This window comes from Cytobacillus horneckiae, from assembly GCF_002835735.1.
Lineage (GTDB): Bacteria > Bacillota > Bacilli > Bacillales > Cytobacillaceae > Cytobacillus > Cytobacillus horneckiae.
The window spans coordinates 1-13,388 of record NZ_PISD01000013.1; the positions used below are offsets into that span (position 1 = coordinate 1).

The 13,388-nt window shown below is 33.7% G+C and carries 13 protein-coding genes, 1 pseudogene and 1 riboswitch; of the genes and pseudogenes, 9 read left to right on the forward strand and 5 right to left on the reverse strand.

All coding sequences use genetic code 11. The features are described from left to right. Window positions 1–273 precede the first annotated feature (273 nt). Window positions 274–373, forward strand: a riboswitch (guanidine-I (ykkC/yxkD leader). Window positions 374–470: 97 nt separating this feature from the next. From CWS20_RS06625 to CWS20_RS06645, 5 genes are all read left to right on the forward strand, one after another. Beyond that, a complete protein-coding gene (locus CWS20_RS06625) occupies window positions 471–806 on the forward strand; it encodes a DMT family transporter (RefSeq protein WP_066192533.1) in 336 nt (111 codons plus the stop codon). Further along, complete coding sequence (locus CWS20_RS06630; RefSeq protein ID WP_066192535.1) at window positions 806–1,123, forward strand: DMT family transporter; 318 nt, start codon at window positions 806–808, stop codon at window positions 1,121–1,123. Before CWS20_RS06625 ends, CWS20_RS06630 begins: the two co-directional genes overlap by 1 nt. 99 nt (window positions 1,124–1,222) lie before the next feature. After that, on the forward strand, window positions 1,223–1,933 hold the full coding sequence (gene atpB, locus CWS20_RS06635) for a F0F1 ATP synthase subunit A (RefSeq protein ID WP_066192537.1): 711 nt from the start codon (window positions 1,223–1,225) through the stop codon (window positions 1,931–1,933). A 295-nt stretch (window positions 1,934–2,228) separates the two neighbouring features. Continuing rightward, a complete protein-coding gene (locus tag CWS20_RS06640) occupies window positions 2,229–2,690 on the forward strand; it encodes a TetR/AcrR family transcriptional regulator (protein WP_083957222.1) in 462 nt (153 codons plus the stop codon). Window positions 2,691–3,059: 369 nt separating this feature from the next. Next, window positions 3,060–4,244, forward strand: a complete 1,185-nt coding sequence (locus tag CWS20_RS06645) for a cation:proton antiporter (RefSeq protein ID WP_066192539.1) — start codon at window positions 3,060–3,062, stop codon at window positions 4,242–4,244. Window positions 4,245–4,514: 270 nt separating this feature from the next. Here CWS20_RS06645 and CWS20_RS06650 read toward each other — a convergent pair whose 3' ends face one another. Continuing rightward, entirely contained in the window at window positions 4,515–5,150 is a 636-nt protein-coding gene (locus CWS20_RS06650; protein ID WP_066192541.1) for a flavin reductase family protein, read from the reverse strand. 118 nt (window positions 5,151–5,268) lie between these two features. On the opposite strand from CWS20_RS06650, the gene CWS20_RS06655 reads away from it, so the two are divergent. Continuing rightward, on the forward strand, window positions 5,269–5,634 hold the full coding sequence (locus tag CWS20_RS06655) for a winged helix-turn-helix transcriptional regulator (RefSeq protein WP_066192542.1): 366 nt from the start codon (window positions 5,269–5,271) through the stop codon (window positions 5,632–5,634). 800 nt (window positions 5,635–6,434) lie between these two features. On the opposite strand, the gene CWS20_RS06660 is transcribed toward CWS20_RS06655, so the two are convergent. Both CWS20_RS06660 and CWS20_RS06665 read right to left on the reverse strand, forming a co-directional pair. Further along, the gene (locus CWS20_RS06660; protein ID WP_066192544.1) at window positions 6,435–6,866 is read right to left on the reverse strand and encodes a terpene synthase; all 432 of its coding nucleotides are present in this window, start codon (window positions 6,864–6,866) and stop codon (window positions 6,435–6,437) included. A gap of 9 nt (window positions 6,867–6,875) precedes the next feature. Then, the gene (locus tag CWS20_RS06665; RefSeq protein ID WP_142385365.1) at window positions 6,876–7,253 is read right to left on the reverse strand and encodes a hypothetical protein; all 378 of its coding nucleotides are present in this window, start codon (window positions 7,251–7,253) and stop codon (window positions 6,876–6,878) included. Window positions 7,254–7,510: 257 nt separating this feature from the next. On the opposite strand from CWS20_RS06665, the gene CWS20_RS27710 reads away from it, so the two are divergent. Together CWS20_RS27710 and CWS20_RS06675 are read left to right on the forward strand one after the other, a co-directional pair. Then, window positions 7,511–7,858 carry a hypothetical protein gene (locus tag CWS20_RS27710; RefSeq protein ID WP_142385366.1) on the forward strand — a complete coding sequence of 116 codons (348 nt, stop codon included), beginning with the start codon at window positions 7,511–7,513 and terminating at the stop codon, window positions 7,856–7,858. After that, on the forward strand, window positions 7,849–9,093 hold the full coding sequence (locus CWS20_RS06675; protein WP_066192548.1) for a hypothetical protein: 1,245 nt from the start codon (window positions 7,849–7,851) through the stop codon (window positions 9,091–9,093). Before CWS20_RS27710 ends, CWS20_RS06675 begins: the two co-directional genes overlap by 10 nt. Window positions 9,094–9,449: 356 nt before the next feature. Here CWS20_RS06675 and CWS20_RS06680 read toward each other — a convergent pair whose 3' ends face one another. Next, entirely contained in the window at window positions 9,450–10,640 is a 1,191-nt protein-coding gene (locus CWS20_RS06680; protein ID WP_066192550.1) for a multidrug effflux MFS transporter, read from the reverse strand. A gap of 509 nt (window positions 10,641–11,149) precedes the next feature. Next, window positions 11,150–11,634 (reverse strand): annotated as a pseudogene (locus CWS20_RS06685) (recombinase family protein); the annotation flags it as partial. A gap of 498 nt (window positions 11,635–12,132) precedes the next feature. Between CWS20_RS06685 and CWS20_RS06695 the strand changes: the two are divergent. Continuing rightward, window positions 12,133–12,819 carry a hypothetical protein gene (locus CWS20_RS06695; protein WP_066192553.1) on the forward strand — a complete coding sequence of 229 codons (687 nt, stop codon included), beginning with the start codon at window positions 12,133–12,135 and terminating at the stop codon, window positions 12,817–12,819. The last annotated feature ends 569 nt before the right edge of the window (window positions 12,820–13,388 follow it).

The window sequence follows — 13,388 nt, forward strand, 5'->3', positions numbered from 1 at the left end:
GTTATAATAAGACCATATAAAAAATGGTCAACCAGAAATATTTTCATATCTGATTGACCTTATAATACGAAAGGTGGCAGGTTAGCGACATAAGGACAATTAAGACACATTTTTTATTGTTAGTATTTTAGCTGTACGAAGCTCCAAAGTAAGTAAGTACTATCATCCTTTGAATTAGCATCAAGGAACATCCCTAAATCGCTTATATTGTACGATAAATTGGTAATAGTAGAAAATTCTTGATTTTAAGTGATTTTTGTTTTATTCTAATGAATATAAGCTTTCTAGGGTTCCGCTTTTTTACAAGGTCTGGTCCGAGAGAAAGCGCAAAGCATTTAAGCTTTGTTCACGGAGGGATAAAAGCCCGGGAGATATCACAAATATTTGTGGTATTTCCCGGGCTTTTTTTGTATTTTTATCAATCCTCCTAGGGACAATATAAAAAATATTTGAAAGAGGTGTTTTGATTTATGTGGTTACTAGTAGTCATTGCTGCACTGTTTGAAATTGGGTGGGCAACCGGATTAAAATATGCAAATGATCCTATGACATGGACATTAACGATTATTGGTATTGTTGTTAGCTTTAGCTTATTGATTGTATCATCAGTCAAGTTGCCGACTAGTACTGTCTATGCGGTATTTGTTGGGCTAGGTACTGTGGGTACAGTAATTGTTGATGTAATATTTTTTGGAACATCCCTAAATATAGGTGCCATCCTGTTTGTTGCACTCTTATTAGTAGGTGTAATTGGATTAAAAATGGTGACTGTTGAAAAGAAAGAAGTAAAGGGGGCAGGTAAGTAATGAGTTGGGTGATTCTTATTCTTGCAGGTATCCTTGAAGTGATAGGTGTTAATGGTATTCAAAAATATACTAAAGGTAATACAGTAAGTGGAATAATTTTTATCATTTTTGGTTTTAGCATTAGCCTGTTTTTGTTAGGAGTAGCCATGGAAAGTATCCCTTTAGGAGTCGCTTATGCGGTTTGGACTGGTATGGGAACAGTAGGTAGCGCTGTTGTGGGAATGGTTTTCTATAATGATTCAAAAGATGTTAAAAGAATCGTATTTTTAGCGTTAATAATTATAGCTGTTGTTGGTTTGAGAATTGTAACTATTTAATCAGTGATAAATAGACCAAAATGAGTTACTGGAAATCGTCAGATAGTAACACCAACACAAAAAAATGAATTCGGTTAAAAATAGAAAGGAGGTGAAAATATGCATCACAAAGCACCGTTGGTAGAATTTATGGGGTTAACTTTTAACTTGTCTAATATGTTAATGATTACTGTGTCTAGTGCTATCGTATTCTTAATTGCTGTAATTTCCACACGCCGTCTGGCGATGAAACCTACAGGAATGCAGAATTTTTTTGAATGGATCATGGATTTTGTTAGAAACATAATTAAGAGCAACATGGCTTGGAAAGATGGAGGGAGATTCCACGTTTTAGGGATTACCCTTCTCATGTATGTGTTCGTTTCAAACATGCTAGGACTTCCATTCGCAATCGTCTATGGTGATACTCTATGGTGGAAATCACCAACAGCTGATCCCGTAATTACATTAACTTTGGCTGCGATGGTAGTTGGTCTTTCACATTACTATGGCATAAGGGTGAAGGGCTTAAAAGGATATTTTAAAGACTTTGCCAAACCAATGTGGTTCTTATTCCCGTTAAAAATCATCGAGGAATTTGCCAACACATTGACGTTAGGTCTTCGTCTTTACGGTAACCTTTATGCAAAAGAGATCTTACTTTCCCTATTGGTAGGTTCACTTGCTACAGGAGTTGCTGGCACACTTGTTGCGGTTCTGCCAACATTAGCATGGCTTGGATTCTCAGTATTTCTCGGTAGTATTCAGGCATTTATTTTCTGCATGTTAACAATGGTTTATATGTCCCATAAAGTGAGCCAAGACCATTAACAAACATTTGTAGATTATATGAACATAATTTTGTTTTAATTTTTTATTTAAGAGGCACTACCTCATGGCTATCAAGCTAACATCGTTGAAATTTAGTGTAATGCTTGTTCCATTTTAGGAGACTTCCTTTAAATAAGGGGAAGTCTTGTTTTATTAAGCGGAAAATGAAACCGTATTTAAATATTCTTTAGTGATCATTTAGAGTCTAGATCAAGCTGCAAATTTTAAGAACTTTCTCTAATTACTTGCTCTTTTGATTTACGTGAAAAAAATAAGTGGTGAAAGTAGATGGGGTATGACTGATAAACAATTAAAAAAAGTAGCCCTCATTCATTTTGCTCTTCATGGTTATGAAGGTGGATCTTTAACCTTAATAGCAAAAGAGGTTGGTATAAAAAAACCGTCCATATATACACATTTTAAAAGCAAAGAAGAACTTTTTATTAGTACCTTTAATGATGCTGTGGAATGTGAAATCTTATTTATAAAAAAATTTATTTCCGAAAATAAAACAAAACCACTAAAAACAGCTTTGTTTAGCTTTTTGAATAAATATTTAGATAATTGTAAAAACGAAAGAAATACCAGTTTCTTCTTGAGAACTTCATTTTTCCCTCCGGTACAACTTGAAAAAATAAAATTACAAAGAAGGGAACAGATAAATATATTTTTGAACTTGAATATATTTTCAGGACACTATTTTATCAAAAATCTGATGTGCTACATTCAAATGTTAATCCAAAAACAGCCACAGTAGCATTCATTACAATGTTAAATGGATTACTTGCTGAACAATTATACGGTGATCCAGAACGTCTTGATGAGAGAATATCTGAATCTTGGTTTGTTTTTTGGCAAGGTATAAGTACAGAAATTTACTGGTAGTATTCGGACAGTCCAATGCTTTTAAAAGAAAATGTTGTTGGCACTTTTAGTCTTAACGATGTTCCAACTTTTTGATTCTATCTATCTCAGTAAAAAAGTAGAATAAAACTAACTAGGATGAAATTAAACTATCACTATTTTATATTCTCATAGAAAATAGAGCTATAAAACGAGCTGAGAGCATATTCGAAACTTATGGTAATAATTGTATTAGGTAATAAAATAACAGGAGAAATTAAAGATGGATTTTATATTATCAATGATAATCGTTTTATTATTTACAAAGGTCGCTGGCCACTTATCAGTATTATTAAAGCAACCTGCAGTCCTGGGAAAATTACTTGTTGGTATTGTACTAGGACCAGCATTACTTGGATGGGTTAATGATGGACCACTTATTCAACAATTTGCAGAAATCGGCGTACTGCTCTTGATGTTTATGGCAGGACTTGAAACTGATTTAGATCAATTAAGGAAAAACTGGAAACCTGCCTTTGCAGTTGCTCTTGCTGGTATAATTCTTCCTTTCTCTGGGGTCTTTTTAGTAGGGGAACTTTTCGATTTAGGTTTTTCTCAATCATTATTTTTAGGGGTATTATTTAGTGCTACTTCTGTTAGCATTACGGTTCAAGTTTTGAAAGAGTTAAATAAAATGGATACTAAGGAATCTGCAACTATATTAGGAGCTGCTGTTATTGACGATGTTTTAGTTGTTATACTGTTTGCAGTGATATTGAGTTTCTTTGGAACAGGAGATAGTGGAGGATCGTCAATAGGTTTATTAATTGCAAAGAAAGGGCTCTTTTTTGCAGTTGTCTTTATAGTCGGTTGGTTGGTTGTCCCAAAAGTTTTAGAATGGTACTCTAAGCTAAAGATTACTGAACCAGTTATTTCCATTAGTTTGATTATCTGCTTTGCATTCGCTTACTTTGGTGAAATGTTAGGAATGGCGGGGATTATTGGCGCCTTTGCAGCTGGATTGGCTATTTCACAAACAGCATTTAAACACACAATTGAAAAGAGAATTGAACCAATTTCTTATGCTGTATTTGTTCCTATTTTCTTTGTCAGCATAGGATTAAATGTTTCTTTTGATGGAGTAATGAATCAAATTTGGATTTTAATTCTATTAACAATTGTAGCAGTTTTGACAAAACTTTTCGGTGGTGCAGTCGGGGCTAGGCTCACTGGGAATAGTTATAAATCATCACTAGCTATTGGATCTGGGATGGTTTCAAGAGGTGAAGTCGCATTAATTATTGCTGCAACAGGACTACAGAGCGGACTCCTTCGTCAAGAATATTACACAACAATTATTTTTTCAATTATACTAACTACCTTAATTGCTCCACCATTACTAAAAATATTTTTCCAACAAAATTCAAGTGAGCTGCTAAATCAAAAAAAAATATATAAAGGCCAGTAGAAATAATTTTTTAAAGACACTTCTTAGCGATTAAGAAGTGTCTTTTACTCAAATGAAGTTAACTGTATCTGTATTATCTTTTTCTTATGGAACTATCGTGGCAGTTTAGTTTAATAAGATGGAGTTGTGAGGTGAGATTTTATCGGAACAAGTTCTTGTTCCGATTGCCGATTAGTTAAAAATCTAACTGAATTTTACATCTATTTTATTAAGCTACAGGTTATCACAATTTTTGCTTCGAATCATGGCAAAGTAAAGTTCATGTCGATATCAGATCTGATTCTTACTATTGTCTGGGCCGATTGAAAATGTAGGTGTGAGCCCAGAAAAGTCACCAGCTAAGCTCGCTAAAGGATTCCATTTATTAATTTCTATTCTATAATCTCCTGCATATACCGAAGGATCCAACTGCACGTGTTCTACTGTTCCAAGAATCAGATGATCCTCGCCGACAGGAATAATTCGATCCAGCTTTAGCTCAAAAGCGATTGGTGCTTCGAGCACCGCGGGCACATCGACTTTTTTGCAGATTTTAGGCGTGACACCGGCAAGCTCAAACTCATTCCTTTGTGGCTCGAGATTGGCAGACGAACGCTGCATTGCTTCTCCTAAAGATTCAGATACCATATTAATGACAAACTCACCAACCTCACGAATATTGGTAAGTGTATCCTTGATTGTACCAGCCCTCTCTCCTACACCGGGTCCAATAGAAAGTAGCAATGTCGGTGGGTTGCGAGAGGCAATAGTAAAAAAACTAAAGGGAGCTAAATTAAGAAACCCTTCTTTACTTTTAGAGGAAACCCACGCGATTGGTCTAGGCACAACCGAACCAATCATTAACTTATACATTTCTTGTTCGTTTAAATCGGTTTTAGTAAAATGAAGTGAGTCATATCCTGGCATAATAAGTATTATCCTTTCGTTAATTAATTCATTTGCTCTATTAAGTATAGTCACGTGCTTTAAGAATAATAAAGTACGCACTTTGAAGTGCGTACTTACATTTAGGGAAGTGATCTTGATGACCAATTATACCGAACTTAGTGGAAAACATAACCACCTAACTCCATTTGACTACACGTTAACCGTTTTGGGCGGAAAGTGGAAGATGAAAATCATGTATCAAATAGCATGCCAAAAAGTTTTACGCTACGGTGAACTCAAGAGGAGTATTTTAGGTATCACTCATAAGGTGTTGAGTTCTCAATTGAAAGAACTAGAAGAAAGCGGTATTGTCAAACGGGTGCAGTACTCACAAACACCACCAAAAGTGGAATATTCTCTAACTCCAAGGGGTAAAACTCTCATGCCGATTCTTGAAGAAATGTGCAAATGGGGGATGCAATATCTCCCCGATGAACAGAGAATACATTCATCAGTAAACTAATTACACACCATTCTAGATTGAACTATTAACGTTAGTTGAAAACAGCATGGAGCAGTTTACCTCTTGGAAGCTGCTCCTTTTTCATTAAGCTAACATTACTATATTTCCAATTGATAGTATTATCTAGGTGTGTGAGCCTCATGGTATTGAACTCATGTCGGGGGATAAGAACATAGTCCTGAAGTTGCTAATATAGCGACTTTTTTGTTTTATCGGTACAAGTTCTTGTCCCGATTACCGTAATGGAAAAGAACATGGTCCGAATACCGATTAGGTATGTATCTAATCAATTTTCGTCCGCTAATTCATTAAGCTAACGGGAAACGTTAGCTCAATAAAAACAGCGTCAGTCTAGGACTTTATTTTCTCGTCCAAGGCTGACGCTGTTTTTACAGTTGGGACTAGTCTAATACTTTTTTTACGAGCTCTGACGGTTTATAATTCGAAAAACCGCGTGGGACCAACATATCAATTCTAACACTTTATTTTTTTCTACAGCAATCCTTTTAGTTACACTTATATCTTCTTTACTTGGCTGTGTATCATAAGAAGGATGGTACAGGACATGTTAATGTTTGGAATGTTCGTTATTACCTAATTGGGGTCTCGCCATTGACGTTACCCCTATACGAAGTCCTTCAAATGAACATTTTAGGGGCCACCTTATATATCAAGGCTTTTATCCTTAGCGTGGGAAATCCGATATATGGATGGTGCTACCTCAAAAATAAAAATTCCTTCAAAGCAGTATTAAAATATAAAAAGCTATAAACTTTTAAAAGTTTATAGCTTTTTATATTTTAATCTTGAGATAAATAAATCCAATTTCTTTCATCAAATTCTTCAATAATATAGCTTGAACCTATATTTGCTAGAATTTTATTAAAAGATTCTATATTGTCTTCATTATCATACAAATCTTCTTGAATGTATTCTTTAATAATAAAGTTTGTCAAATTTGTGTTATTAACAAAATCTGCAAAGTATGATCTTAGCAAAATTGAATCTTCTTCATTTAATTTTTCATCATTAATTAATGAAATCCTAAAAACATTTAAAATCTTGTTAATATCTTCTTCGTCCATATAACATAATGGTTCTAGTTTTTTATCTTCTTCTGTAAATGGATTTCTAGTATCTTCAATTACTACATAAGATAAGATATTTTCATCTTTTAACACATGAAAAATTTCTAAATCACGTAATTTTAAAATTCTATGAAGTGATATCATAATTTCCTCCTATCCAAATATTAATTTAGGAAATGTTAATAATTTTGCTACTGTTAAGCCTACTAAAGCTGCCATTGTTATCAAAACTGAAGGTTTTGCTATTATCTGATTCCAAGACAATTTATTGACTTTTTTACGTTCTTTATCTAATTTTTCTTGTTTCTCTAATCCCTTTTTAAAATCAGCTGTTTTCTTTACATTTTTTTGTACAGATTTAGGAACACCAGCTGAATCTAGGGTTTTTTTATGACTTTTCCCCCCTGTAACTCTTTCAGCTCCCTTAACTTTTCCTTTTTCCACATGTACATGCCAATCATTATTAACTCCATCAACGTGGGGTCCTTCAACACGGTACTTCCAACCAGCAGAACCTGGGACGTCTTTCATAGTAGCAGCTGAAGCATTAGTAGGTCCAATACTTAAAAACATAGTCGATAAAAATAAGACCGATATCTCACGCTACCCCTGAGCAACGATTAGTTGTTATTAAAAAGTTAACAGAGTCAGACATAGCAGAACATGTTGAACTAGGTATTTCTTTACTAAGTTCTGCATTAGAAGCTTGGCATTTTAGCTCGCATTATGGTTTTGAGTTTGGTGCACATTCAAGAGATTATGGATATTCACCTACAAGTCGAGAACAAGTGGAAAACTGGTATAAGATATTTATTGAATATACTGTTTCGTTAGCGATATCTGATTCATCGTATTCTTATATAGCTAAATCTCTATTGGCTGAAAAGTTCAGAGGTTTATGGGTGAAGGCTAGAATGTTTGAAATTCTTGAAATTGCATCAGAAAGTATTAGAGAAAAGGAAGCCTGGAGAGAGGGATGGCTAGCGGTAAAAACCACAATTAGGTTTGATGGAACTAAAATGGATAGAGAGGACTTAACGAGACTAAATACCTTGGCTGAGAACTTGGAACCAAAAACACTTATTGAAAGAGCAAGACTATATGCACTTCTAATAGTAGGAGTACATTGGACCTAGAGGATGTTGAGGAGCATGACGATAGTGCATATATTAATGCAGAAAATACCTCAGAGTCACTAGGAAATGAGATAGGATCTAATGATCAACTTCTTCAGGAGTTATTACCTGAGTTATTGTGGAGGAAGATTAGAGAGCACATACTACTAATTGACGAAAATAAAAGGAATTATCAATTACTAAGAGGGATTTTACAAGGAATATCTACCTATGATAATGAGCTTGTTGATAGATTGTTAGACTCGGTTGTTATTGACGAAATACTCGGAAAAGCATATCCTTATCTCCAAGTAAGTATAGGAGTTGATTCAAAAGGTATAGACAGAATTATCAAATCACTAATTATCGATATAGCTCCTATATGGCAATACAAGTATTTAAGCTATGGAAGATACCTTGACTCAATTAGTGATAATGATTTTTGTGGGTTTTTGGAAGTTATTTCTCAAAAACCTGAAGGTGACACGGTTTCAATTGATATAATGAATAGGAGACTTCACGGACATCAGGATAAAAGACAAAGTGAAATAATTGTTAACTTAGGACAAACATTGTTATTAAACTTCAATTACTCGAACCGTATCCATTCTTTAGATTATGAGATATCAAATATTATTAAAGTAAGTTTTAATGGAGATAATGGAAAAGAAAATGCTAAGAAATTATGTAAAAAAATTATTTTAGCCATTGAAAATTATGAATTATCTCCAAGAGAATATAATAATACCTTATACTCTTTAGCCTCAATTCAACCTCTAGTCTTCATGGATTGTTTTTTAGATAGAGAGGAAATTAGCTATAGGTTAAAGCATGTCTTTAATGAAGGAATAAATTCTTTAAAAAATATTGAACCTAAAATTATCTTGAGATGGTGTAATGTGAACCCAGATACTAGGTTTCCTATAATTAGTTCTGTAATTATCCCCAATTATAGAAATGAAAAAACAGGAGGTTTTGAATGGTCTTCTCTAGCAAATGAAATTATAAAAGATTCAAAAAAGCCTGTTGAAATTCTAAACAGATTTAAAACCTCCTTTAGGCCAAATTCTTGGAGTGGTTCCCTTGCTAAAATGATGCAAGAAAGGATGGGTCTAATAACCATTTTAAAAACTCATGAAAATCCAGTTATTATGGATTGGGCCGAAAATAAGGAGATAGAGCTGTATAAAGAAATTGAAGATATAAAGAAGTGGGAACTAAGTTTTGAAAGTGAAAGGAACGAAAGGTTCGAATAATAGTTGTGTTTATGTAAAGATATAATGTAGAAGCTCTACCGAAATATGGGTAGAGCTTTCTTTTTTAATTAGTTGTAGCTTTAAAAGAAAGTTCGTTGATCAAAAATAACACGAAAGCCCACATTCTACGATAAATAAAAAGAATCCATTTTGAAAAAAAGATTGATCAAAATGGATTCTTACCCAGCAGATTTAAGTTTAGTTTTTATAAAATAGTTTAATCACTTTCGAGGTGTCTAAAGTTTATTTTCAACTTGGCTAATAAATGATATAGTGACTCCTATTACGTAGCGTGAAGATCAAGAGTTTATCTTCTTTTAAAATGGTGTAACTTTTTTAAAGCATCACGACATTATTCAAAACATCGCATCCTTTTTATAAAGTAAGGGTAAGCTTATTAAAAACATAACAACCCCTAAAGCTAAAAAATATAGTGGCATCGCAAGGATAGTTCCGTTATGAAAAACGCTCATACCATAGGTTGTAGCACTGACGAGTAAATAATAACCTAAGCTAAATATCGCACCCGCAGAACCAACGACATCTTGAAAGTCAACGAGCGCTAAGCTTAAACAGTTGGGTAAAGCAGTACCTGTACCAAATAAAATAATGAACACACTAACAATCACGAGTGGCATTTGGAATGAAATCGGTAAGAAATGCACCGATGTAGCGAGCAATGTACCTATGAGCATAATGGCTAAGCCGCATACGATAATCTTCTCAGGTTTTGTGTGGCTCACGAGTCGTTTAGATAGCATCGCACCTGCAATAGAAGCGAGTGCAACGATAATGCCTAAAAAACCATACATCGCACTTGTTAGTGTAAAATATTGCGTGAAAATAAATGGTGCTTCGGTATAATAGCTAAATAATACACCGTTAATACCGCCAATTAATACGCCATAGCGCCATAGACGGGCATTTGTCATCATGCGCTTTACTATTGGCAATAGGGGCTTTACTTCGATTGCAGCAGGCGCTGTTTCAGGTAAGCGTAAAAACGTATAGCAAAATACAATAACGCTCATAGCAACTAACACCCAAAATACAATTTCAAAGCCAAAATAATAATCGGAAAAGCCACCGATTAATGGGCCAATGGCTGGTGTGAAGGCAAGGGCAGCTGAAATTTGAGCAAACAATTTATGACGCTCAACACCAGTAAAGCTTTCGCGTAAAATTGTTTGTGTCACGACAGAGCCAACACTTGCACCAAACGCTTGAATAAAGCGTGCAACTAATAAAACCGCCATTTCATTTGCTACTAAACAAAGTACGTTACCAATAAAATATAAAAACAGCCCATAAAGCATTGCCTTGCGACGACCGATTTTATCGGATATACGCCCAAAGAAAAATACCCCAAAGGCAAAAGCGATAAAGTACACGCTCATCGTAAGCTGTGCATCACTCATAGAAGTTTTAAACGCTTCTGCGATAGAAGGTAATGATGGGCTAAAAATAGTTTCACTAATTTGTGGGAAGCCTACTAATACAATCAGTAATAATAAGCTAGGTGTTTTGTTTCCGATGTTTTTCTTCAAAATAATCCTCTCCTAGATAATTATAGGTTTGAAAGAAAAACATCGTAGCTTGGGAAATGGTGGCTTCACGAGTTTAATTTTTTCTAATTCACTCATGAAATTCACTTCCTTCTAATTAAAAATACTAAATAATTATACCATCCAAAAGGATAAAACGATGCAACTTTTTTATAAATGGTATAACTTTCTTCAAAACGGTACATCTTTTTTATAAACGGTACATCTTTCTTTCAAATCCACATTTACTTATTGCCTAGACCTTGTGTAACGGACTAAATTGGGGTAGGTTAGCATTCCTGTATTAATTAAAAATGTTATAGAGTTTGTGAAAAAGTGTACTTAAACTATCGGGGGCTTTAGTTAAATAAGAAATAAATAAAATTATTATTGACTTAAGAGTGTAATGACAACTAAAAAAAGATAAATGTAAAGAGCCTTGCTTCAATCAATATGTAGCAAGGCTTGTATTTAAAGTTTAAATTAATCCCTTTATTATCGGATAGTTCAATTTCAGAAGTTAAGTTAGAATAGTTTATTTGTGGCCTACCTAATTTCTTTCCCTGAGATCTGGCTAAGGCTATTCCTTCGGCTTGCCTTTGCTTTATTTTTTTTCTTTCTTGTTCGGCTCATAGGCTAATAAACTTAGGAATTGGTCTTCAAGCATTTTTCCTAAGTCACCCATACTTCTAATTTTTCTACTATCAAACAATTCTTCATTATCAAGTACTACAATATCTGCTTTAAGATTCCGAGTTATATCTTTCCATTCTTCAATGATGCCATCATAATCTCTGCCAAGTCTGTCAAGTGAATCAAAATAGATTAGGTCTCCTTCTCGTATAAAATTTTTCAATGTCTTATAATTTGGTCTGTCAAAGTTTCTCCCTGATGCCTTATCTATAAAAATGAAACGGTCTTCAACACCTAACTCTTTCATTTTTAATACTTGTCTTCCTTCGTTTTGATCTTTAAAACTAACTCTAACGTAAGCCATTCTAACCACTATAAATTCTCCTTAATACTCAATTTTTATTCTATGAAAATTACCATTATTATACATAAAATCCTTAAAAGTATATTATTTTTGTAAACGTTTATAAATAAAGTATTAAGCTTTTATAAATGAAAAGTCTATATTTATCTTTATTGTCCTAAAAGTATAAAATATTAAGCACCTTTATTTTTACACCGTCCAAATTTGCAGACGGTGTAATGCGTTTTTTAGCTTCAAAATTAAATAACTTTATTATCATTACACATTTAAAAGAGAAGCTGCCTAATGAAATGTAGTAGAAAAAGCGAAAGGTCTTATGGTGGGCGACCTAAAAGGTATCACAAGAAACATGCATGCATGAGACATGCTATTGAGCTATATAAAATGGAAAAATACACAGAAATTTCCATAAAATTTTTGTTCGCTTATGGACCTATTTTCTCGGTAAAATGGTATGATTATAAAGTAATATTTAACTAAAGTGGGGGATATTAGAAAATGAGTAAATTTGCAAAATTGTTAGCTACTGGCTTATTAGCTGGTGGAATCTTGGCTGGTTGTTCTTCTGAAGAAACAGGCACAACGGATGAACCAAAAGAGGAACCAAAAGCAGCAGAACAAAAAGCTAAAAATGCTTCTGAACCTAAGAAGGATGAAGCCGGTAACACAATCCTAGAAGAACCTGGCCAAGCAGCAGAAAGTGACCATTTCAATGCGGAACTACTTAAAATTGCAAAGGTTAATGAAACAGTAGACGTTGCACCTTTAAAGATTACAGTAAATGATATTAAGTTAATTAAGTTAACAGACGTTGATCCAACTTTTGCAGAAGAAGTTGCTTGGTCAATGGATGGGGATGCAGCTGTCTTGGAGAAAGGATTTTCATACCTTCAAATTACATACTCTGCTGAAAACACCGAAGAACAAAATATTGAATGGTATGACTTAATGAACATCATCACTGACAAAGGAGAGCAAATTGACGGTCAGTTGAAAGATTTTTATGTAGATGATGCAGACATGGATTCAGAGTTTATTGGTAAAGTTAAGAAGGACTTTACAGATACATTTGTGGTTAAGGATGAAGACATTAACAAAGTTAAATTGGTTTTTGGTAACACAATGAATGCTGATACTTACGATGATATTACTGGCGAGCAAACAGTTGAATATACGTTTGAATAAAAATAAAAAGGCTGCGGTTGCAGTCTTTTTTATTTTGAACAGTATGTAAATTCCTACAAAAAAAGTTGTGCCTGTTAACCAAACGTATACAATCATGGTAAATAAGGTGGAGCCGGTAGTATTAATATATGGATATGTAAAACCTTAGATTTAAACATTCCATCAAATTATCAGATATTGGGATATGGATTTTAGAACATTTTTGTCCATCTTTATTGCAATCGGTTGTGTTTTATTGTTTGTCATAGATTACATCTTTAGAGACAAAACGTAATCGATTTTTATAAGAACTGAGCACCTAATTAAGATATAACATCATTCTTCCTCACATAATGAAAAAAAGACGGGATAAACCCCCGTCTTTAATTTTTTCCTCCAAAATGATGAATTCAGTTAATTTTACAATTTTAAAAATTTTATTTTACCTAAAAAAAGTCTGATACCTTGTGGATATCAGTCTTTTTTTAGGATGTTTCTGCTTTAATCCAATCTATAAATATAATAACTTTAGGAATTTTGACATTTTAGCTATATATTTATTATTCAATAAATTTCCTAATCACTATCGA